The sequence below is a fragment of the Paenibacillus sp. FSL K6-2859 genome, from assembly GCF_038008265.1.
Taxonomy (GTDB): Bacteria; Bacillota; Bacilli; order Paenibacillales; family Paenibacillaceae; genus Paenibacillus_AQ; species Paenibacillus_AQ nitricinens.
This window is the reverse complement of sequence record NZ_JBBOYU010000001.1, coordinates 1823752-1846071: the sequence shown is the minus strand read 5'-3', so window position 1 is coordinate 1846071 and position 22320 is coordinate 1823752. Positions and strand designations below refer to the sequence as shown.

The window sequence follows — 22320 nt, the reverse complement described above, 5'->3', positions numbered from 1 at the left end:
CTAGCAACCAAAATACTGTAAATCACTCATGCCTGATCGAATCAGTTACACGCTTGGTATTCTGTTTTAATTAGGACACCGATATTGTAGCACCGTTTTTTTGAAGTGACAAGCTTTTTTTACGGCTTACCATTCGTCTCCATACCCAATTCGTCTTCTTTCTTCTGGGCAAGACGTTGCAGGTGAACGGTCAAATAGCTGACCTCAGCTGGATACACAGGAATGTGCACTCGATTCTCGATAATCTTAGTTAATTGCCAAGCCAAGGAATACATTTCGGGATATTCTCGTTTCATAAGACTATCCAGCGTTGAAGTCTCCCTTACCGATTCTCCACGGCGCAGTCTTTCTAGAACAAAACGTAAATGAGTCACCAATCGTGAATAATCAAGTGAATCACGTGGAATTCGATATTCAAGGTTATTCTCTACGATTCCGATCAAATCCCCAATTAAAAGAGAATGTTGTCTAACCTCAGAAATTTGTCTGTTACTCAACGCACTAACGATATGAAGTGCCACAAAGCCTACCTCATCTACAGGCAATTCCACATCCATACCTTCATTAATCCGCTCAATCGCATACTCTGCCATCTTGTACTCTTCAGGATAAATCTCTTTAGTCTCATACAGAAATGGATTGTGAATTGGGATATGTTGTTCATAACGCCGAATAGCAAATGAGATATGATCAGTGAGTGCAATATGAACATGCTCATTAAGTGGTTGACTACTGCTTTGCATAATATATAACAAAATTTCATGTACAATCTCAATCAACTTCTCATCCACTTGGGGAAGAAGCTGTTTATATTGTTCCTGTTCTTCCTGGCTGCGCAGAATAAACATCTTCTCCACAGCGGATAGGTTAATCCGATCATGCAATTTTCGATTAAACCCTATCCCTTTGCCAATCACTACAACCTCGGAATATTGGGGATGGTCCGCAATGATAACGTTGTTATTTAACACCTTTGCTACAGTTATGCTACTCATTATTGCCACCTCTTTTATCTCTAAACACCTGACTTCCAAGCAGCAAACGCAACATGAAACGGTACGATTAAAAAACTCTCGTTACCATCATATCATCAACATTCCGATATTAGAAGGATACCCGCGTTCTATTTTACCCGGAAAGTTCTGCTGGAGAACTTATATACCAATGTGAGGGCAATAACCATATAAGCAATCGTTCCCACAAGAACAACTAGTGTAAAAATTGACGATCCTTTTGGGAATCCGATAGAAGCCACGCTTAGTCCTAATACAACGCTATTGACGATAAAAAAGAATGGATTCTTCATATTGAGCTCCGTGCTGTATGGTTGAAAAATATAATACATGAACAAGTGATGCACGGAGAAGAACAAGGAAAGACACAGAATCGTCACCCAAAAAATCAACGCATCCCTCAACCCCCAATCCTCACCCGAGAATAGAAACAGTAGAGTACATGCTAAACATATGGCGACAGCAGGAAGAAGATTAAGGCCACTCAATTTAATAAGACGAATCTTAAAATTGTCCAGAATCGCAGCTTGCTCACGATAGAATCCATAGCGCAACAAGCTTAAATCACAATTGTAAAACATCGCTTTGCATACGCGCTCACCTATAGAGGTATAGTTCATAATAAATACAAAAAAGGGAAGTCCACCAAGCAGATAAGTCGTATACTTAGACGAAGTCTCCGGCGAAATGAGTATGATTAGAACAGCCGCTATAAAGAGCACACCAATGATAATTAAGCGTCTCTGGATGGGTTGAATTAACAAGCGTTTATGTCTGGAGAAAAAAATAGCATTCAGGTAGGCGTAACCTTTTTTTCCTTGAAAAGCTTTCCCCTTAAGTTCTTCCAACGAAAAGTCCTTCTCCTTGGTCTGAACATCTGCTACCCTTGCTTCTTTCATCATCCGGTTCATATCCAGCAGTGGATCATCTATCTTGGTAACGACGTCTACAGCGCTGCGGTAGTTAGGATATTTTCCAATATACACAGCTGCAATTCCTCCAAGTACAACGATCACAAGACTCACTGGGATACTAAATCCTGTCGCATCATTTACGAAAGCATATCCTAGATAAAGGGGCATATAGGCAAATAGAGCACCTAGTCCAATCACCGACCATACCCAGCTCATCTTTTTAACTAACACAATTCCTTTTTTGTCAAAAAACCAAAGATTCAGCGCCTCGGTGACTATTCTCCAAGCCGTTAACAGTAGTGCAAGCCATACGCCATGCCACAACGGGGCCCCAAAAAAGCCCGCAAACACGGTTAATGCCGGAATAAAATATAAAAAGAACGTTAGCCCTTTAAGCAAAAGTGTAGCATGCATATACTGTTTAGCCTGAATTCTCATCAGCTTCACACATATATATTTATCCCGTTTGGGCTCTAATATAAACACATTCGAAACCGCAGCCACAATAAAGCTAAGAATTATAAAAATATGTAAGAACAAAGCATACTGTTCGGCGAGCGGCAATTCTTTGTGTGTGAGGACAATTGGCAAATAGATCACAATTCCCAAATAGGCAAACTTGCCTAAAAACCCCCACACCACCTTCAATGCAAGTACTATCCCAGCGAAGAGTTGTTTTAGTGCAATGTTAGAATAAATATCCCCATTTAAAAGTTTGCCAAGAACAGGTAGCATCTTGAAATAGTAAATCAGCCGATTGGCTCCGGACGAACCTCTAATCCTCTGAATGCTGCGAAGTGTACTAATCATTGTTGCCATCCTGAAGTAAAGCTATAATTTGCTCCTCAAATTCTGGACTTTGCAGAGTCTCACGCGGAATTTCTTGAAGGGTTCCATGATTTAGAATAACCAACTCGTCACATAAATCGGCGGCTAATTGTAAAATATGCGTAGAAAAAATAATGATGTGATCCTGCTTCATCTCACGCAGCAATTTCTTGATCTCAAGAGCCACAACCACATCAAAAGAAGTTAGGGGCTCATCTAGCAAAATCAAAGGCGGGCGAGTAATGATAAAGCAGAGCATTTGGATTTTATTCTTCATCCCGTGGGAATAACCCTTAATCAGCCGGTGTCGATCTTCTTCCTCAAACTTAATAATGGAAAAATAATCTTCAATGCTTTTATCCGGATCGATCTTCTCACGGTTAATGTCCATATAAAACTTAACGAACTCATAACCTGTCAGAAACTCAGGCAAAATGGGTAGGGAAAATACATATCCGATGTCCTCGTCACGAAGCGGACGGGTACTATCCTTCTCACCAATAAAGGCAGCTCCGCTATCCATTGGAATCTCACCACTTAGGCAATTGAAAAGTGTGGTTTTACCTGCTCCATTCCGTCCGAGTAGCCCATAGATCTTCCCTCTTTCAAAGGTGAAATCTGCATCTTTAATCACCTGTTTACCATCGAAGCTTTTATGGATATGGTCTAAAATTAGTTGCACGCTCGCGCACCTCTCCCATTCTATAGCTAAGACCTAGAAACCTAGAGTAAGCCCGGTAGCAATCACCGAGCTTACCTTAAGTTAAATCATTCTAGTAGTTATTGCTTTAACTATTCTTCAGGTTGCTCAGCCACAGAAGTTGAAGCTTTGCTCGATACAACAGATGCTGCTGGAGTTGGCAGGGAAGCTGCCGTTGCGACTGGAACAGCCTTGCTTCCAGTTGACCCTGAGGATCTAGTCGTCAGCCCTTTGATCATGGCCTCTACGTCAATTCCAGAGACACTCTTCAGCATCTCAGGAGCCGTAGACATCAACTGAGTTACATAGTTGCTGACACGTGCCGCACCTTCACCATTACCGGTATCTACAACAGTAAGCTTATCAATGGATGCCAGCGGCTTCGCAATTTGTCCAGCCAAATCTGGCAGCATTTTGACGATAATATCCAGCACAGCGGCTTCCCCGAACTTCTGGAACGCTTCCGCCAGTTTCTCTTTCGCTTCCGCTTCCGCTAGACCACGCAACCGGATAACTTCAGCATCCGCTGTACCTTTAGCCAGCTCTGCATCCGCCATCGCTTGACCTTCAAGGCGCTTCTGCTCCGCTGTAGCCTTAGCTTGCGTCTCGATACTGTATTGCAAGGCATCCGCTTCGCGCATTCTCTTCGCCTTATCGGCTTCCGCTGCTTGCTCTACTGCGTAACGATCCGCTTCCGCTTTTTTCTTCACTTCTGCATCGTACTGCTTCTCACGAACTTGAATTTCTTTAGCCTGTAGATCGATTTCACGTTCCTTACGTACCAGCTCAACCTTCATTTGCTCTTCAACAACGGTCTGCTTCGCACGTGCCTCTTGAATATGGTAAGCCTGATCGGCTTCCGCTTTCGCCGTGTCCTGATCCCGTTTAAACGCAGCCACCTTAAGCTGGTTTTCCTTGGAGGCTTCGGCGATATTCGTATCCCGCAGCAGTTCTGCTTTTTGCCCTTGCTCTTCAGCGTTTGCCTTTTGAATTCTCGCATCCCGCACTGCTTCTGCTTCAGCGATCTCTGCATCACGCTTCACCGCAGCGATTCGCGGTTTACCCAATGCGTCAAGATATCCATGTTTATCTCGCACATCCTTGATAGTAAAGGAAACAATTTGCAGACCCATTTTCTTAAGATCACGTGCCGCCACGCCTTGAACCTCTTGCGCAAAACGGTCGCGGTTACGATATACTTCCTCAACGGTCATTGAACCGAGAATGGCCCGCAGATGACCCTCAAGAACTTCTTGCGCCTCACTTTTCAGTGCTTCGATCGGTTTGCCCATGAATTGCTCAGCAGCTGTCGCCACATCTTCAGTCGAGCTGCCCACTTTAATAATCGCTACACCGTCAGCAATAACCGGAACCCCTTGTTCGGTATATACTTCCGGAGTCATCACATCGAGTTTATGAGAAAGAAGCGACATAAATTCAGCCTTCTGAAAGATAGGGAGGATAAAGGCCCCGCCCCCACGAACAATTTTAATCTTACGTCCAGATCCATCGTCAGAAATGTGATTTTTACCTAAAAACGAACCTGTTACGATCATCCCTTCATCTGGTCCAACAGTTTTGTAACGTGCCCAGAATGCGATACCTAGCACAAACAAAACAGCAACGACAACAGCAGGGACTAACAAATACTCAGGAATACCGAACATTAAAGATCCACTCCTCTTCTCTTTTCGAATTCTGACACCAATGCAACGCCTTCTCTAACCTCCACTACAACAACTTTGATCCCTGCCGGAAGCAGCTCATGATCAAAGCTTGCTGCCGTATGCAGGCTATTGCCGGCGCCAAACTTTACCATAATCTCACCATAACCCGCGGCGGGAACAGGAATTGTGATTTCCCCGATCTTGCCAGGCAGATCACTCATTGAGAAACCATTGGACATTTCGCTTTTTTCCATGGGCTTAACCACCCCTAGATACATAAGTACTCCCAAAAAAGCGGCGGCTAACAAAGACAAAGCAATGATCGCCCCAGCTTCCAGAGCGCTGTACCGGGTTAGAAGAATGCCCGCTCCGCCGAACACGGTTATTCCTCCTGCCAGTACGGTGGGATTCAGAAAATCTACGGATACGAAATCAAAGACTCCATGCAAAGCATCTCCGATCACATCACCCACCAGGACGCTGACTATGGCAAATATGACGCCTAGCGCCAAGCAGCCTAAATACAGCGTTTGCATATTTACTTCCTCCTGTCTTCATTCAGGACTGTCATATTAGTTTAAACGAATAAAGTAGGTCATTGGTTTCACAAACTTTGGATATTCACCCATAAAAGTTCCATTCTGAGGATAAACGTACGAAAAATGCGGTCAGCAGCAGCGGAGATCGGGGACGAAGTCGAGGAGAAATCCACAGTAGAGCATAAACGCAAAGAAGCGATTCATCCATAACAGGAGAATCGCTTCCTTGACTTTCAAGTACGTCTTCTAGAATAAAGACTGATAGTCTTTTTCGTAGATGAATCTACTTACAGAGCCATTTTATAAATTTCTACTACATCCTCACGGTCAAGCTTGCGGAAATTACCAAACGGTCCGAAACGAACAGCCTTATCAGCCATACTGCCGATCTCGCTGTCATCAATATCATAATCAGCGAGTGTCTTCGGTGCACCAATGGAATCCCAGAAGCTACGTAGCGCTGCAATTCCTTCCAGCCCTATTTCCTTATCGTTCTTGCCAGTAGGATCAATTCCAAACACGTTTACAGCAAGCTTGCGGAAACGGGCAGGATCTGTATCGATATTATATTTCATCCATTGCGGGAACAGAATGGCCAGTCCTCCACCGTGTGGAATGTCGTATACTGCTGATACTGCGTGCTCGATATTGTGAGTCGCCCAATCTCCTGCAAAACCCATGCTAACCATACCGTTAAGCGCCATTGTTCCGCAGTACATGATCGTCTCACGCAGTTCGTAATTATTCAAATCTTCAATAAGCTTCGGTGCGGTTTCGATCACCGTACGTAGCAAAGTCTCACAGAAGCCGTCTTGTACCGGTGTGTTGGTGTCGTTATGGAAATAGTGTTCCAGAACATGAGACATGATATCCACCATGCCGTAGACCGTCTGATCACGCGGCAGAGTGAAGGTATTCTCTGGGTCAAGAATCGAAAATGCCGGGAATGCATGAATACTGCCCCAGCCCATTTTTTCCTTGGTCACCTCGTTAGTGATTACAGAGCCGCTGTTCATTTCTGATCCTGTAGCTGCCATCGTCAGCACTGTACCGAGTGGGAGAGCATCTTGAGCAGCTGCCTTACGTTCAACAAAGTCCCACATGTCACCTTCATATTTCGCCCCAACAGCAACTGCTTTAGCGCAGTCCAATACGCTACCGCCGCCTACAGCAAGGATGAGGTCGATATTATGCTCGTGACACAGCTCTACACCTTTATGTACGGTGGAAAGGCGTGGATTAGGCTCTACGCCCGAGAGTTCAGTGACCACAGCATCTATTGCGCTCAACTCAGCCATTACTTTATCGTACAGTCCGCTACGCTTGATACTACCGCCACCGTACATCAACAATACATTCTTACCGTACTTAGGAACCTCAGTCTTCAACGCTTCCAGCGTACCCTGTCCAAAGATCAACTTGGTAGGATTATAAAAATCAAAATTACGCATATGTGTAAACCTCCATTAGTTATTTCAGAATGTTGTGCCCACTCGTATTATAAACCTCTGAATAGCTGCATTCAAATGGAGTAGCTTCAAGCGTCATAAAAAAGGGGGATATCCTTAAGACCTAAGGCCTTAAGAACATCCCCTATCCAAACTTACAACGCGCCGAAGCTCTTCACGAAACGACGGAAAGCAGCTTGCCCTTCCGGAGTCCGTTTATAGACGCCCGCGTGTTCAAGAATATGAGTAAACTTGATGCCGACTTCGTTCTGCACAATCTTGACGGCTTCATCATGCTGCAACGCCGTTCCGAAACGTTCTACAAGCTCCTGAACCCAAGCAGCATGCTGCGCAAGTGGATGACTAGGATCATTCTTTACCGATTCTAATAGCGCTTGATCTCCTGCAAGGATGCTCGCAATAGAATCAAGCTCTTCCTTCAGACGGCCTGGCAGAATTGCGAGTCCCATGACCTCAATCAAGCCGATATTTTCTTTCTTGATATGGTGCATCTCCCGATGGGGATGGAAAATCCCTTCCGGATATTGCTCGTTAGTTCGATTATTACGCAGCACAAGATCCATCTCAAAGCTGCCATCTTCTGCCCGACGAACGATTGGAGTAACGGTATTATGAGGCTGCACTTCACCATCAGCTTCACTGAACGCCAATACTTCTGCTTCAAGATCACTATACACTTTCCAAGCTTCATAAAGTGCATTACCACACTCCAGCAATACCGCCGGATCTACACCATTCAAACGTAATACGGACATAGGCCATTTTACGATATTAATGCTGACACCCGGATAAGATGCATGCGTGAACGTATCTTCCTTAGGCGCTTTCTGAATAGGGAAGGTATGACGTCCACCTTGAAAATGGTCATGCGTTAGAATCGATCCGCCCACAATCGGCAAATCTGCATTCGAGCCAATAAAATAGTGCGGAAAAGATTCCACGAAGCTAAGCAGCCGCTTCAAGGTATCCTTGGTAAGCTTCATTGGCACATGATCATGATGGAATACAATACAGTGCTCGTTGTAGTAAACATATGGCGAATACTGAAAGAGCCATTTCTCATTATTCAGCTGAAGTGGAATGACACGCAGGTTCTGACGCGGCGGATGATTAACCCGACCAGCATACCCCACATTCTCGCGGCACAGCAGACATTTTGGATAGACCGGCGGCGGGAGCAAACGGGCCATAGCAATTTCCTTCGGGCTCTTCTCAGGCTTGGACAAATTAATTGTCATCTCGATATCACCGTAAGGCGAATCCTGCAGCCAGTAGACATTCTTGGAAATCCGGTCCATCCGGATATAGTTGGAATCTATGCTTAATTTATAAAAGCGATCTGTAGCCGCGGAGATACCTTTTTCAGCAGCTAAACGGTTGAACTCTGCATTTACGTCTGATGGACGGGCCATTAAGAGTCCCATAATCTTAGCATCCAGTAAGTCACGGTAAGTGTCGCTATTCTCTGGAATCAATCCGATTTCAAAACCATAATCAATCAGTGTATCCAGTGGAACCTGCGGACCTGTAAGTGGACTTTGATCGACCTCGCCAACGAACGGCTCACTAAATCCGAACTGATCTAGCAGCACATTACGGCTATAGTCTTCATCAGTTGGAGCAATGAGCTGCTCACGTTGTGCGAACAGAACTAGCTGCTCAATCGCATGTAAGGCTTTCTGGTCAGTAGACGCAACCTTATTCTCGTTGTGCATTTTCAATTCTCCTTAAGTAGGGTCTCATGCTCTAGTTAAGCTATGCTAAAGCCCCTTATTCTCCGTACCCCTGCGGATTGGCAGAATGCCAGTTCCAGGCGCTTTGAATGATATTCTCTAAGTCCGCATGCTGCGGGTTCCATCCAAGGATAGAACGCGCTTTGTCGGAGGAAGCTACCAGTACAGCAGGATCTCCAGCACGGCGTTCTTGAATAACTACAGGGATTTCTAGTCCCGTGACTTTCTTTGCAGTTTCAATAACCTGTTTCACCGAGAAACCAAGTCCATTTCCCAAGTTAAAAATATTACTGCTGCTTCCGCTACGCAGATAAGTTACTGCACGAACATGGGCGTCAGCCAGATCGCTAACATGAATGTAGTCGCGCACACAAGTACCGTCTTCTGTAGGATAGTCGTCTCCGAACACGGCGATGCTCTCTCGTTGCTTCAAAGCGGTTTGCAATACTAGCGGAACCAAATGACTTTCCGGACGATGATCTTCACCAATTTTGCCACTAGCATGTGCACCTGCAGCATTAAAGTAACGAAGCGCTACATATTTGATACCCAGTACTTTATCAAACCATGCCATCATGCGTTCCATAGTCAGCTTAGTTTCGCCATATACGTTTGCTGGCTCGGTACGGTCTGTTTCTTCAATCGGCACCTTTTCCGGTTCACCATAGGTTGCAGCTGTAGACGAGAATACGATTTTGTTCACGCCAGCTTTTTGCATAGCTTCCAAAAGGCATTGTGTGCCGTATACGTTGTTGTCATAGTATTTCACAGGGTCCTTCATGCTTTCACCAACCAATGAGCTTGCCGCAAAATGTATAACCGCATCAATCTCATTCTCGGCGAACAGCTTGCCAAGCAGCTCCTTATCACGCAGATCACCTTCGTACAGCTTGCCACCCAATAGTGCCTCACGATGCCCTGTTAGCAGATTGTCGATGACTACCACTTCTTCGCCGCGTTCCAACAGCTCTGCTACCGTATGAGATCCAATATACCCCGCTCCACCTGTTACTAAAATTGCCATTTGATTACACTCCCTTCAATTCTTGGACACCATTACCGATGCCGCAAACGTAGAACTCACCAACCAAACCAGATCTTGTGGTATATGCCTCGCCTACTTCACGAATGAAACGTTCTATATCATCTTCATGTACCAAGGATACAGTACAGCCACCGAAACCTGCGCCAGTCATACGGGAACCGAGTGTACCGGGAATACGCTGTGCTTCTTCAACCATAATATCCAGCTCATCACAGCTAACTTCATACAAATCACGTAGGGAAGTATGTGAGTCATTCATGAACTGTCCAAACTGCTTCAGATCATTGTTCTTTAAGACCTCAACGGATTCTAGTACACGTTGATTCTCTTCCACAACATGGCGAGCGCGGCGTCTAACAATTTCATCTGTGATTTTATCTTGATGCGCTTCAAACTGTTCACGATTGAACTGTGCCAGATAAGCAAGTGAAGGCACTTCTTTTTGCAAAATAGACAGGGCCTCATCACACTGCTGACGACGCTCATTGTACTTGGAATCTACAAGTCCTCTGCGTTTGTTCGTGTTGCCGATAACCAGTTTGTAAGCACCTGTGATGAAAGGTACCAGATTATATTCAAGCGTATCGCACATTAACAGGATTGCATGATCTTGTTTGCCATTAGCAACTGCGAACTGATCCATAATTCCGGAGTTTACACCTACATACTGGTTCTCAGCACGCTGAGACAAGAGTGCAATCTCAACGGTATCCGTGTCGCCGCCTTCGAGCGTCAGGAAAGCATAAGCAGTCACGACTTCAAGAGAAGCCGATGAGGACAAGCCTGCGCCATTCGGAATATCACCATGGAACAGCAGATCGTAACCTTTAGATACCGGAGTGTTTTTCTTCTCCAATTCAACCATTACTCCAACCGGATAGTCGATCCATTCTCCGGTTTTGGCCTTGCCAATTTCACTATAATCAATAGTTGCTTCATAAGGAAAATTAGTAGATGCAAAATTCACTTTGCTGTCACTGCGTGGACGCACAATCAACGTTGTTCCGAATTCCAAAGCTGCCGGCAGCACGTATCCACCGTTATAATCCAAGTGCTCTCCAATGAGATTAACACGGCCTGGTGCATAAAATACTTGAGCTTCTTGCTCGCTTACCCCGTACTTTTCGATGAATTTCTTGTTAAGTTCCTGTATGCTCATTAATGCCACTCCATCCTTTCGCTGCTTCAGCCAGTGGGAATTAGTAAAGCGTTCTTTATGTATTCATTATAATAGAATCAGTCATCCTCTGATAATGCAATCATGTGTGTAATGTATGGATAAATGTGACTTCCCATAATATAATAATTACACAAATAATTAACACACCTTAAACTATAAGCCATAAAATTACAATAACACAAGAAAGGCTGTCTCAAATGGAGCATACTTATTCCGTAGGATCTAATCCCGTGTATTACGATAAACAAAATCTCCATGTACTGTTTGCTGGTCAGAGTCAGACGATTCCTATGCATCAAGCTGGCCCTAAGATTTACGATTATTATTTACTTCACTTTATTGAGTCTGGCTCAGGGGTTTTCCGTACTGAACATCATCAATATGCACTGGAAAAAGGTGACTTCTTCCTTATTCATCCAGGACAGCTGGTCAGTTATATTTCGGATAAAGATCAGCCCTGGTGCTATCGCTGGGCAGCTTTTACAGGGAGTGAGGCTGATAGCCTTGTGCTGCAGACAGGCTTTACACCTCAAAAACCTGTGGTGACTACAACAGGTGATAGCGTCATCCCAGGTGCCCTTTCCAGTATCATGCAAGCCTTCAAAGCAAACAAAGAAAGTGCCCACCTGACTTCTCTAGGGTATCTTTATCTCATTGTAGGTGAAGCTGCAGATTTACTCTCTTCCTTCTCCCGTCTTCCTGGAGCTGAATCACAGGTTAAGCGTACTGTGAAGCAAATGATCCACTACATGGCCTCCCAATATGCTCATCCAGTATCCATTGAACAAATGTGTGATACTCTTGGCTATAACCGGGCTTATCTATCCCGTGTATTTAAGCAAGAGACCGGATTATCTCCGGTGACCTACCTGCTGAAGCTGCGCATTGAAAAATCCAGACAGCTGCTGCGTGAACGGCCCGAGCTGTCCGTGGAACAGGTAGCAGCATCCGTAGGGCTCACCGATGCTTTATACTTCTCACGCCAATTCAAACGGTTTTGTGCTCAGTCACCCACCGCTTACCGTCTCACAACGACTAGACATGTAAAAAAGACAAATGAGTAAGGGAGGCCTTAAAAAAAGGGATTCACATATTAGGCAAGTCCAATATGTGAATCCCTTTTTTAAGCTGATCTTTCAGTTTGCTGCGGTTATTTTGCATATTGATTCAGATATTCAGGGTAAGCTCGTAGATGTATCTCTTTCGCCCTTTTCTGAGCCATTTCTTTCAGTTCTGGCACATGCTCCGCATCCACATAGTCAGCGAGAACATCAATCACATCATCAAGAAGCTTCGCTCTAAAATAAAACTCAATCCGTTCCATTATTGCAATGCCTGCTAAATCAATAACCAGATCTCTACAGTAAGTCCAATCTTTTGATTTATAGAGCGGCCAAAGTAGTACGGAATAATCCATGGCAGCGTCTCCAAATACCGTTAGGTCATCCCAATCAATGATCCAAAATTCATTAGGATCATTGACTAAGATATTCTGCCAATTCACATCATTGTGTACGATGTCGGACGCCTTTCTCTGAAAAGAAGGGTGCTGACTAACCATTATTCTCAAAGCTTCCACTTCTGTATCGAACCATTCTAAAGTGTCCGCCGTTACGAAGTCTAGCAAATGCTTCTCCGCTCTAATAATTTGCAGATCTTCTTCAAATCGATTGATGTATTCGTCAGTAAATGCGGCGGCATAGTTGTAGTTCTTATCTTCACTTGCAACTGCCAGCCTAATCTCTTTATCCCCATGTAATTGATGAAGTGACCTCAGAACCTTTTCAATCACTGGCAGTGGATCGGAAATGGAGCTTAATGGTTTACCTTCGATAAAATCAAACACTAAACCATAAGAATAACCAGAGGTTATTTCTTGTGTAATCTCCCTAATCAACCGTGGTGCTTTGTAATTATAAGTCAAATGTTCACTGATCTTAACCCACTGTTTAAGTCCTGCTGCTTTTTGTACTTGCGAGAGTTTTAAATGACGAGAGGATTGACCATCCGTTATGCGATAAGATTGGTTTACAAACCCTCCAGGATTCCAAATATACTTAGCCTCAATCTTCGACCTGTTTAAGCCCATAGATCCCGAGTTGGCTTCGGCCCACTCTTTCACCTTGTTCTCATCTTGAAGCAACTCCATTGATGTCGCTCATCCCTTCACCCGCGTCTTCATCAAGTTCCATTCCCCGTTTGAAGAATAGTCTCAATGCGATCCAATTCTGCCTGCGAGAACTCCAAATGCTGAAGTGCAGCTATATTCTCTTCAATCTGACTAATTCTGCTAGCCCCTATCAATGCAGAAGTAATCCTCCCATCACGTAGTGTCCAAGCTAGTGCAAGCTGCGCTAAACTCTGGCCTCTTGAAACAGCAAGCTGATTTAACGCGTGGATCTTGCGCTTCACATCCGGTGTTATCCGGCTTTCATTTAACGCAGCAGAGGGTTTGGTCGCTCTTGATCCTTCTGGGATTCCATTTAAATACTTATTGGTTAACAATCCTTGAGCCAAAGGTGTAAAAGCGATACTGCCAACTCCGCTCTGTTCCAGCACATCCTGTAAACTACCCTCAATCCAGCGATCGAGCATAGAATAACTAGGCTGATGAATTAAGAGCGGTGTTCCTAAACTATTCAGAATTCTAATCGATTCGAGCGTCTGCTCCGCGGTATAGTTAGATAATCCTATATACAGAGCTTTGCCGGAACGGACAGCATGGTCAAGCGCCTGCATGGTTTCTTCAAGAGGTGTTTCCGGGTCCGGCCGGTGCGAATAATAGATATCAACATAATCTAGGCCCAGCCGCTTCAGACTCTGATCCAGACTGGCCAGCATATATTTACGCGAACCCCATTCTCCATAAGGGCCGGGCCACATGTTATACCCTGCTTTCGTTGAAATTACCATTTCATCTCGATATGGAGCCATATCACTAGCAAGCACTTTTGCAAACAGTTCTTCTGCTGAACCTGCTGGTGGTCCATAGTTGTTGGCCAGATCAAAATGAGTAATTCCAAGATCAAAGGCACGGGTGATCATTTCTCGGCCATTCTCGTAAGGATCAATTCCACCAAAATTCTGCCATAGTCCTAATGAGATTGCCGGAAGCTTAAGACCTGAGTTCCCGCAACGGCTATAACACATCTCAACATACCGTTCATCACTTGCTACATATACCATTGCTTACCCCTGCCTCTCATTGCGCGCTACTTCGTTCTTCCTTATCTTTAAACTTCTGAGCGCAATAATAATCTGACAAAAGACAAGCCATGAGAACCTCTAACCAAGCATATCCTTTACACTTCCAAGTACTTTCCCAATCCGGTCTGTAATCAAAAGATCAGCTTGATCATCAAAAGGGGTGGGGTCCCCATTCAGCAGCACCGTGCGTTTGCCCCGAAAATAAGTGACCAGACTAGCCGCAGGCTGAACTGTAAGAGAAGTTCCACCAATAATTAGCATATCTGCAGCGGCTATCGCTTCGACAGAACTAATCAGCAACGAATGGTCCAGTTCTTCTTCATAAAGCACAACATCTGGTTTGATAATGCCACCACAGTCGGGGCAGTGAGGGACGATCTCAGTGGTACCCAGAAGCTGATCCAGCCCGTAATAACGTGAGCAGTCCATGCAATAGTTACGATGAATGGAACCATGCAGCTCAAGTACCTTTTGGCTACCCGCCAGCTGGTGTAAGCCATCAATATTTTGCGTAATCACTGCCTTAAGCTTGCCCTGCCGTTCCAATTCTGCAAGCAGCTGATGCGCGCCATTTGGACGAGCATCAGGATGAAGCATTTTACTACGGTAAAAATCAAAAAAAATGTCCGGTGAGGACATAAAAAAAGTACGGCTCAGCATCACTTCAGGCGGATAAGGTGAATTGTGCTGAGTCTGGTATAATCCTGCTGCCGAGCGGAAATCCGGAATCCCACTCTCGGTTGATGTACCTGCCCCTCCGAAAAAAATGATGTTGTCACAGTCTTTAATCCAAGAAGCAAGTGTCTGCAATTGATCCATTTGTTGTAGCACATCCTTTCCATTAGTATGCTGATCAGTAGGTGATCCTTAGCTCATTAAAGCTAGAAATAATCACATCTGCGTCAATCAAGTGATTCCCATCACCCATGTTGGAGATTCCAACGGCGAGGCGTAAGCCTGCACCTTTACCCAATTGCATATCTGCATTACTGTCACCAATTATAATCGTCACTTCAGGAGACAGCCCAAGCTCCCGGCAGGCTAATTCAGCCATTTCAGGTGCGGGTTTTCCGTTTAATACTCTGTCTCTTGTAACTACCGAATGGAAGTAATGAGCAATACCAAGCCAATCCAGATGCTCCTGAGTGGTCTTTGCGCCATCTGAGGTAACCACCCCTAGCTTGAGTGATGCAGCCGCGCACTGTTCCAGAAAAGGAAGAAGCCCTTCCAGGGGTTGTGCCGTGCGGCGTTTGCGTAATTCATACATAGCGTCCTTAGCTATACTCTTTACACGGGTCAACGCTTCATTCCAAGGAACACCCGCAGCATACAGCTGCCATGCAAGCACACCATAACTTTCTTCTTCTGTAGCCATGGTGAGCGGCCCTGCCGGATCATAACCAATCAGCTTTCCTGCAGCATCATGCTGGGTACCCAGCACTTTACTCCGATCCACGATAAAATCGGTTTCCATAATCGCAAGCTGATTTTCCATTCCACACAGTACAAGCTCGGCCCAATTCCCCCAAGTGGCTAATAGATCCAATAACGTCCCGTCTTTATCGAACAATATTCCGGTGCAGGGAACGCATTCATCTTTAATGTGTAATACTGGCATGAATTGTTTCCTCCCTCTGTTGAATGAGCCATAGCTACCTCAGATTTCCCAGCCAATCCAACAGGGCACTTACTGTGCGACTCTGCTGCTCTTCCTCAGATATTGTGGCTTCACCGTCCCCCTTCTGAGGCCCGTAGCTGCCAAATTGCGCGTGATTCCCACCTATAATTGAACTATAAACTGTGTTATCTGGCAGATAGGAACGGCCTTTGTTGTAACTGTCTCTGTCAATCACTTGATCCTCAGTACCCACAACCGACAACACTGACAATGTAGTCTCTCGCAGACTTCCTTTGTCATCTGGATAAGAGGCTAAGAAAAACACACCTTCCAGCTGGTCCGCATGCTGAATTGCGTAACGTGAGGCCATAACACCCCCAAGTGAATGTCCACCCAGCACAAATGACTGCTTCGGATGCACACGAATGATCTCTTCTGCGGCATCACCCTTGGTTACGGCTAAATTAAACGGCATTTTGGCGATGTAGAAGGGATGCCCTTCAGCAGCGACGCTCTTCGCAAGAGGGGAATAAGCTTCCGGTTTAACCAAAGCCCCAGGATAAAATATAATCGAGGCGCCTTTAGTGATGGAAGGTTCGAACGAGATCCAATTATCATTCTGTTCGACGGTAACTCCACCACTTGAAATCAGTGCAGTTTCGGCTTCTTGAGCCGGTGCATATGGCGTTAAATATCTCCACAACAGCAATCCGGCTACAACAAGAATGATTATTACAATTAAACCAATACGACGCTTAGTTATTCTTTTCTTCAACATGCTCCACTCCCGGATGTTACTGCATATAAGAAAATTATAGTAGAAACCCACTATTCTAACAACCTTCAACACATCGCCACATTTGATACTTATGACAACGCTTTCAATAGTGAGTTAATTCACAATTCAATTGAAGAAAATCTTGTATTTTAAAATTAAATTAATCAATTTGCATACAGCACAACTTGGAGGCTAAATCATGGTAGGGGGAAACTCGCTGGAAGCGCGCGGAGGAATCTTTTTTCTCAACCTGCGTTTTATGCTTATGATCACTGTTTTTGCCGGTAATGCAATTGAACCTCTGATTAACAAAATAGGCGGAATACACGGATTATATATGTGGATTTTCAGCTTTCACATGCCGCTGTTCGTACTGGTAACCGGCTATTTCGCCAGAAAAAGCCTTGCCGGAACTAACGGCCGCAAAATGCTGCTGCAAATTGGATTGCAATACCTCATTTTTCAAAGCTTATATTCTGCACTCGACGTTTCTCTCTTTCACGTAAGTAACATCCAGCATTCCATTTTCGCACCCTATCTGCTCCTGTGGTTTCTGGCCAGTCATGCCTGCTGGCGCCTCCTGATGCTCGGAATGAGCAAATGGTCCGTAACCGCTAAGCTCCTCTTCGCTGTAACAGCGGGGGTGGCTGTCGGATATCTCCAGCTGGACGGTGTATGGTTCAGCATCAGCCGTACCTTTGTATATTTGCCTTTTTTCGTTATCGGCTATCATTTTTCGTTCGAAACCTTCGTCAAGCTCTATCAGAAATATATCAAAATCATTGCAGCTGCTGCCTCTATTATACTCTTTGCCGTCATGGCAGGATGGGGTGCGGGATTCCCCTTAGGCTGGTTATATGGCAACATGACCTATATGCAGCTTGATGCCAATGTATGGTATGCAGGCGTATACCGCCTGGGACTGTACGGACTACAAATTGTCGCTTCGCTCGCTTTCCTCGGCCTTGTACCTTACGGAGCGAGCCGCATGACCGACTGCGGGCGCCGCACATTGTATGTCTTCCTGCTTCATGGTTTTATCGTTCGTCTGGCCGCTGTTTCCGATATTTACACCTATATTGGCAATGCTGCTGGGGCAGTGGTTCTGCTGCTCACCGCCGTATTATTCACCATATTGCTGGCTCAGCCGTCAGTTAAACGTCTCTTTCACCCGCTGGTTGAGCCGTCCGTTGACTGGATGATCACCCTTCAGCGTGCCGCCCTAAGGCGCACACTCTGACTTTACATCCAGAACGAACAAATCAAGGCGGTTCCTTGGATACAAAGATTCGTTTCCGAGGCCCCCCTTGATTTGTTCATCTCCTAAGCTAAAGCTCTACTTCATCCTGATCCATTGTATATTTTACTTTCATCATAATATGTTGTTCATAATCACCAAACTGGCGCCCGAACAGGTTCAGTCCGCCCTGATGAACTGCATCAGGATTGATTCCGATGCGCAGCCGCAATTTGGGGCTCCGGTTTATCAGAAGATCATTTAAGGAAACATTCGACACCTTCTCCATATCAAGCGTCGTCTTTTCATTGTCAACACGCCAGGTCTTGAGAAACCCGTATTGTGTGGATCCATCCCACCACCAATTAGGATTCAGCTTGCCCCGCCGGTCACCGAAATCACCAGGACTGGTCCACATGCCGATCTCGGAACCATTCACCCATACGGAAATGTTCGAAGGCCAATTCTGGTCATAATTCGGAGCTTCGGAACAGATCTCCATTGATAATTCAAGCGATTCAATTTGTGCTCCGGAGGGGATATCCATAGGCAGCAAATATTCCAGGAATCCTTTGCGGAGCCAGATCAGCTGAGCGTTGACATGTTTTGGGTGATAGAAGCTCGACGGTTCATCTTCTTTGATAATAAGACCCTCGCTATTAGCCATCCCGCAAGTAGGAGATACCTCACAGTCGCTATAATGACCGATTGGCATCTCTACTTCATAGACATGTGTTAATCCCTTTGACATTGGTTCTTTCAGATTCAAGGCAATATGAAGATCATCATAATTCCGGCTGCAGACTTTCATCGCCCCGCGTGAAGCCGGAAGCAATTCTGTATGAATTAACTCTGCTGCTTCTAATACTTTGATGTTGCTGGCTACTGTCGACACTGGAAGCTTCAGCTTCTCAGCGATTTCAATAATGTTTAAGTTTTTGGAGTTTAAGAGCCGAAGAATATCAACCCTAGAACGAGTTGATAATGCATGCGTTACTTTGACTAATTTTTCCGGGTCGTTTAAGCTAAGTTCCAGCACAAATCAGCTCTCCTTGTATCCTAATAATTATCCTAATCTTACTTCTTAATGAGATGAAAAACAATTACACCAACAGGTCCTTTCACCTAAAATGACCTCCGGAAAACCGGAAGCCATTTCATAGGTCTCTTTGGTTTGTTCGATTCACAATGGCTTAATATCAATGAAATCAATTTCTCCGTAACCATCGCCTTTGGTAAAACGAAGCTTGTTCATGCCTGCCTTCAGTTGAATCCGTGCTGTGGACAGCCCCCAATTCTCCCACCCTTTATTGGTGATATAAAATGGGCTGGATGGTCCTGCATTGACACTCAGCTGAAAATCCGACCAATTCCCGCCAGCCGTTCCATTCGCCGTTCGAGCCAAAAGAATATATTCGCCTGCGGCTGCCCCATCAACTGAAAATTCCACGTAACTGTCCGGCGTATCAATATGGCCAGCCTTCAGTCCACCCGAGCCCTTGGGACTAGAAGAAGCATAGGCAATACCGCCAAACGCCCCTTTTTCTGCTTCGTAGCGGGTATGCATGGTTTCACCTGAAGGTAAAGCTATCGGAAGATTAGGGTCAACGGGAATACCCAGATTAGGGGTATGATCAGCATTCCAGCTGAATTGCTGCATCCGCACCTCGCGGTTCCAGCCTGCGTTATTGTATTTGGCGACATGGTACATAATCCAATCCTCTTGGCCGTCAGGAGACTTAGTAAACGAATGGTGTCCAGGTCCGTAAAGTCCATTGCCTGAGAAAAAGATAGGCTGATTGCGTTTATGCCATGATGCCGGATTTAACAGATTACTGGAGATGTCTGCGGTGATCAGCCCCAGACAATAATCATTGGTCCAGCTTCCACTTGCCGAATAGACCAAACTAATGACTTCTCCATTTATAATCACCTGCGGTCCTTCATTCACATATGGGGAATGATTCGTTTCCCAGCTATACGTTGGTCTTGAAATCTCTACGCGTTCGGAATCAATAGTCCAGGGATTACTCATATGCGCGATATAGAGATTCTGCCGCACATTGACATTCTCCTCCCAGCCGGACCAGATAAAATACAGCTCGCCGTTCACTTGCAGTACAGTACCGTCTATAGCCCACATATTGCTTGAATCTGTAATCTGGCCTTTATACTGCCAAGTTCCCTGCATCGGATCTGCCGCTGTGTTCTCCATTACATGCATGCGGTGGTTGACGTTATCTCCATCGTCCATCGCATAGTAAATATACCAAGCTCCGTTTATATAATGCAGCTCAGGCGCCCAGATACCGCTTCCGCCCGTGTTGACAACTTTTGTAGGCGCTGCATCAATAGTGGTCAACTGGGCTGACTTCCAGAGGGTAACATTACCGCCAGTTGTTTTGGTGAAATAATAGAAGCCGTCTGTATGTTTATATACCCATGGGTCCGCCCCGTCCTGCATGACCACGTTGTAAAAGTCATTATGATCAGAGACTGCAAGGGTCGCCTTCTCCATTGGAAGAATAAGAAGGACACTTAAGGCGACCAGACATTTTTGCCGGAAATTCACTTTCATAATCTATCACATTCCTTTCGAATGAATAGTTACGTAGCGCCTCTAATCTTCAATTGCAGCCTTGCGCGCATTGATGCGGCGGATACGCTCCGGATCGAACTTCGGCTGTCTGTCATAAGTGTACAGTCCATTGACTTCCTGCTCCACATCGTACAGCTGGGTATAGCAGAATCCAAACATCAGCGGATGATCCAATAGTACATTCGTCAGCCCCTCGTAGCGTTCGATAAACATTTGCTCTGAGGTCGGTCTGTCCCCATACCCCCATGATTTCTCATCTTTCTGCTGTGGGTTCCACCAAATTCCGCCATATTCGCTGATGAAGTAAGGTTGACCTTCATACGTTTGGCGAGCCGGGAAGGTATTAAATACTTCACCGCCATGCTTCATCGGTTCATATCTTTCCCGGAACGTCTGCGGATTCTGGTCATAGTCATGAAGATCGAAGATATCTGTAGCCACATGGAAGTTACCGCTCGTATCAATTACCGGACGAGTTGGATCCATACATTTTGATACGTCATAAACAATCTGGAGCACAGCGTTATGCTGTTTCACACCGTCCCGGTCCCAGGTCTCATTAAAAGGACACCAGCCGATCAGCGCAGGATGATTGAAATCACGCTGCATACCTTCAAGCCATTCCGGCAGGAAGTGCGATAGACTATCCGCTCCAGTAATATCCAACCCCCAATTGGCATGTTCTCCCCAGACAAGATAACCTAATTGGTCAGCCCAATAAAGATAACGCGGCTCAAAAATCTTCTCGTGAAGTCTCGCACCATTAAAACCAAGCCCCATCGAGATTTCGATGTCTCTGCGCAGATCTTCATCAGTAGGAGCGGTATAGATTCCCTCCGGATAGAAACCTTGATCCAACACTAACCGCTGAAATACGGATTTTCCATTGATCCGGAATTTCATCCCATCCAGTCGTACAGTGCGGAGTCCAAAATAAGAATGGACGACATCACTCTCCCGTCCCTGACTATGCAAAGACAGCTTCAGGTCATACAATCTGGCGTTTCCAACTTCCCATAAGTGAATCTCTGTCAGTGGAATCGTAAGTTTTATAGAGAGCCCGGAAACAATCACACTGCTGTCCCCAACGGATTTGCCGCCATAAAGAGCAGTAGCGCTAAGTATATCTCCCGCTGCGTTCCCTTGTACCTTCATTTCCAGATGTACGCAGCTATTGTCGGGATCAGCGATAACTTTCATAGTAGACAGATAGGTTTCAGGCACTTGCTCAAGCCATACCGTCTGCCAGATTCCTGTAGTGCGTGTATAATCACAGCCATGCGAATGGAACTGTTCACTCTGCTTGCCCCGCGGCTGTCGTCCCGATCGAACGTCGTCTTCAGCATATACAGTAATCACATTACTGCCCGGTAAAAGATTAGAAGTAATATCAAAGCTAAACGGAGTATATCCTCCGCGATGCGTACCTACGGATACTCCATTCACCCAGATCTCTGCCATATAATCAACGGCGCCAAAATGAAGGATAACTCTGCCATTTATCCAGTTCTCCGGCATATTAAACTCCCTTTTATACCATACGGCAGCCATAAAATCTTTGTATTCTACACCGGACAGCTTGCTTTCCGGACAGAAGGGCACAGTAATTGTCCCTGAGAGATTATGTTCGTTAACAGGGTATCCGCGTTCCTTCCCACTTTTGCCATGATCAATTTCAAATTGCCACTGGCCGTTCAGATTGATCCACTCTGGTCGAACAAAGTCAGGGCGGGGATATTCAGGACGTGGAAGCGTTACTTGTTGTGTCATGGTGTAACTCCTTTTAGTAATCG

Annotated in this window: 19 protein-coding genes; 2 read left to right on the top strand and 17 right to left on the bottom strand. The window is 45.3% G+C overall.

Annotation, left to right across the window (positions count from 1 at the left end):
- Positions 1-119: 119 nt before the first annotated feature.
- The 9 genes from glcT to MHB64_RS08010 form a co-directional block, all read right to left on the bottom strand.
- Entirely contained in the window at positions 120-995 is an 876-nt protein-coding gene (glcT, locus tag MHB64_RS08050; RefSeq protein WP_094870606.1) for a glucose PTS transporter transcription antiterminator GlcT, read from the bottom strand.
- Between the two features lie 128 nt (positions 996-1123).
- Entirely contained in the window at positions 1124-2737 is a 1614-nt protein-coding gene (locus tag MHB64_RS08045; RefSeq protein WP_341134124.1) for a hypothetical protein, read from the bottom strand.
- Positions 2730-3437: an ABC transporter ATP-binding protein gene (locus MHB64_RS08040; RefSeq protein WP_094870604.1), complete on the bottom strand. Its 708-nt coding sequence runs from the start codon at positions 3435-3437 to the stop codon at positions 2730-2732. Before MHB64_RS08040 ends, MHB64_RS08045 begins: the two co-directional genes overlap by 8 nt.
- Positions 3438-3547: 110 nt before the next feature.
- On the bottom strand, positions 3548-5122 hold the full coding sequence (locus tag MHB64_RS08035) for a flotillin family protein (protein WP_280787410.1): 1575 nt from the start codon (positions 5120-5122) through the stop codon (positions 3548-3550).
- A complete protein-coding gene (locus MHB64_RS08030; protein ID WP_341134123.1) occupies positions 5122-5658 on the bottom strand; it encodes a protease in 537 nt (178 codons plus the stop codon). The genes MHB64_RS08035 and MHB64_RS08030 overlap by 1 nt, the downstream gene beginning before the upstream one ends.
- A 290-nt stretch (positions 5659-5948) precedes the next feature.
- Complete coding sequence (locus MHB64_RS08025; RefSeq protein WP_094870603.1) at positions 5949-7112, bottom strand: iron-containing alcohol dehydrogenase; 1164 nt, start codon at positions 7110-7112, stop codon at positions 5949-5951.
- 152 nt (positions 7113-7264) lie between these two features.
- Positions 7265-8845 carry a UDP-glucose--hexose-1-phosphate uridylyltransferase gene (locus MHB64_RS08020; protein WP_341134122.1) on the bottom strand — a complete coding sequence of 527 codons (1581 nt, stop codon included), beginning with the start codon at positions 8843-8845 and terminating at the stop codon, positions 7265-7267.
- Positions 8846-8900: 55 nt separating this feature from the next.
- Positions 8901-9887, bottom strand: coding sequence for a UDP-glucose 4-epimerase GalE (galE, locus tag MHB64_RS08015; protein WP_094870601.1), 987 nt, complete (start codon positions 9885-9887; stop codon positions 8901-8903).
- 4 nt (positions 9888-9891) lie between these two features.
- Positions 9892-11067: a galactokinase gene (locus tag MHB64_RS08010; protein WP_341134121.1), complete on the bottom strand. Its 1176-nt coding sequence runs from the start codon at positions 11065-11067 to the stop codon at positions 9892-9894.
- A gap of 218 nt (positions 11068-11285) precedes the next feature.
- Between MHB64_RS08010 and MHB64_RS08005 the strand changes: the two genes are divergently transcribed.
- Positions 11286-12152: an AraC family transcriptional regulator gene (locus tag MHB64_RS08005; RefSeq protein ID WP_094870599.1), complete on the top strand. Its 867-nt coding sequence runs from the start codon at positions 11286-11288 to the stop codon at positions 12150-12152.
- 86 nt (positions 12153-12238) lie between these two features.
- On the opposite strand, the gene MHB64_RS08000 is transcribed toward MHB64_RS08005, so the two are convergent.
- The 5 genes from MHB64_RS08000 to MHB64_RS07980 form a co-directional block, all read right to left on the bottom strand.
- A complete protein-coding gene (locus MHB64_RS08000) occupies positions 12239-13237 on the bottom strand; it encodes an aminoglycoside phosphotransferase family protein (RefSeq protein ID WP_094870598.1) in 999 nt (332 codons plus the stop codon).
- 32 nt (positions 13238-13269) lie between these two features.
- Complete coding sequence (mgrA, locus tag MHB64_RS07995) at positions 13270-14274, bottom strand: L-glyceraldehyde 3-phosphate reductase (RefSeq protein WP_341134120.1); 1005 nt, start codon at positions 14272-14274, stop codon at positions 13270-13272.
- 99 nt (positions 14275-14373) lie between these two features.
- Positions 14374-15114, bottom strand: a complete 741-nt coding sequence (locus tag MHB64_RS07990) for an NAD-dependent protein deacylase (protein WP_341134119.1) — start codon at positions 15112-15114, stop codon at positions 14374-14376.
- Positions 15115-15148: 34 nt separating this feature from the next.
- Positions 15149-15913, bottom strand: coding sequence for an HAD family hydrolase (locus MHB64_RS07985; protein ID WP_094870595.1), 765 nt, complete (start codon positions 15911-15913; stop codon positions 15149-15151).
- A gap of 34 nt (positions 15914-15947) precedes the next feature.
- Positions 15948-16691, bottom strand: coding sequence for an alpha/beta hydrolase (locus MHB64_RS07980; RefSeq protein WP_094870594.1), 744 nt, complete (start codon positions 16689-16691; stop codon positions 15948-15950).
- A 199-nt stretch (positions 16692-16890) separates the two neighbouring features.
- On the opposite strand from MHB64_RS07980, the gene MHB64_RS07975 reads away from it, so the two are divergent.
- The gene (locus tag MHB64_RS07975; protein WP_341134118.1) at positions 16891-17931 is read left to right on the top strand and encodes an acyltransferase family protein; all 1041 of its coding nucleotides are present in this window, start codon (positions 16891-16893) and stop codon (positions 17929-17931) included.
- An 88-nt stretch (positions 17932-18019) separates the two neighbouring features.
- Here MHB64_RS07975 and MHB64_RS07970 read toward each other — a convergent pair whose 3' ends face one another.
- From MHB64_RS07970 to MHB64_RS07960, 3 genes are all read right to left on the bottom strand, one after another.
- A complete protein-coding gene (locus MHB64_RS07970; RefSeq protein ID WP_094870592.1) occupies positions 18020-18967 on the bottom strand; it encodes an ArsR/SmtB family transcription factor in 948 nt (315 codons plus the stop codon).
- A gap of 144 nt (positions 18968-19111) precedes the next feature.
- Positions 19112-20506, bottom strand: a complete 1395-nt coding sequence (locus MHB64_RS07965) for a family 43 glycosylhydrolase (RefSeq protein ID WP_341134117.1) — start codon at positions 20504-20506, stop codon at positions 19112-19114.
- Positions 20507-20548: 42 nt separating this feature from the next.
- Positions 20549-22297 (bottom strand): glycoside hydrolase family 2 protein, encoded by a 1749-nt coding sequence (locus MHB64_RS07960; protein ID WP_341134116.1) that lies wholly within the window; start codon positions 22295-22297, stop codon positions 20549-20551.
- Positions 22298-22320 lie beyond the last annotated feature (23 nt).

Bases quoted from the DNA above. Each gene is read 5' to 3' on its own strand.
- glcT (WP_094870606.1), bottom strand. From the start codon at position 995: ATGAGTAGCATAACTGTAGCAAAGGTGTTAAATAACAACGTTATCATT.
- MHB64_RS08010 (WP_341134121.1), bottom strand. From the start codon at position 11,067: ATGAGCATACAGGAACTTAACAAGAAATTCATCGAAAAGTACGGGGTA.
- MHB64_RS08005 (WP_094870599.1), top strand. From the start codon at position 11,286: ATGGAGCATACTTATTCCGTAGGATCTAATCCCGTGTATTACGATAAA.
- MHB64_RS07985 (WP_094870595.1), bottom strand. From the start codon at position 15,913: ATGCCAGTATTACACATTAAAGATGAATGCGTTCCCTGCACCGGAATA.
- MHB64_RS08025 (WP_094870603.1), bottom strand. From the start codon at position 7,112: ATGCGTAATTTTGATTTTTATAATCCTACCAAGTTGATCTTTGGACAG.
- MHB64_RS08020 (WP_341134122.1), bottom strand. From the start codon at position 8,845: ATGCACAACGAGAATAAGGTTGCGTCTACTGACCAGAAAGCCTTACAT.
- MHB64_RS07965 (WP_341134117.1), bottom strand. From the start codon at position 20,506: ATGAAAGTGAATTTCCGGCAAAAATGTCTGGTCGCCTTAAGTGTCCTT.
- MHB64_RS07975 (WP_341134118.1), top strand. From the start codon at position 16,891: ATGGTAGGGGGAAACTCGCTGGAAGCGCGCGGAGGAATCTTTTTTCTC.
- MHB64_RS08035 (WP_280787410.1), bottom strand. From the start codon at position 5,122: ATGTTCGGTATTCCTGAGTATTTGTTAGTCCCTGCTGTTGTCGTTGCT.
- MHB64_RS08045 (WP_341134124.1), bottom strand. From the start codon at position 2,737: ATGATTAGTACACTTCGCAGCATTCAGAGGATTAGAGGTTCGTCCGGA.
- MHB64_RS07990 (WP_341134119.1), bottom strand. From the start codon at position 15,114: ATGGATCAATTGCAGACACTTGCTTCTTGGATTAAAGACTGTGACAAC.
- galE (WP_094870601.1), bottom strand. From the start codon at position 9,887: ATGGCAATTTTAGTAACAGGTGGAGCGGGGTATATTGGATCTCATACG.
- mgrA (WP_341134120.1), bottom strand. From the start codon at position 14,274: ATGGTATATGTAGCAAGTGATGAACGGTATGTTGAGATGTGTTATAGC.
- MHB64_RS07980 (WP_094870594.1), bottom strand. From the start codon at position 16,691: ATGTTGAAGAAAAGAATAACTAAGCGTCGTATTGGTTTAATTGTAATA.
- MHB64_RS08000 (WP_094870598.1), bottom strand. From the start codon at position 13,237: ATGGAGTTGCTTCAAGATGAGAACAAGGTGAAAGAGTGGGCCGAAGCC.
- MHB64_RS07960 (WP_341134116.1), bottom strand. From the start codon at position 22,297: ATGACACAACAAGTAACGCTTCCACGTCCTGAATATCCCCGCCCTGAC.
- MHB64_RS08030 (WP_341134123.1), bottom strand. From the start codon at position 5,658: ATGCAAACGCTGTATTTAGGCTGCTTGGCGCTAGGCGTCATATTTGCC.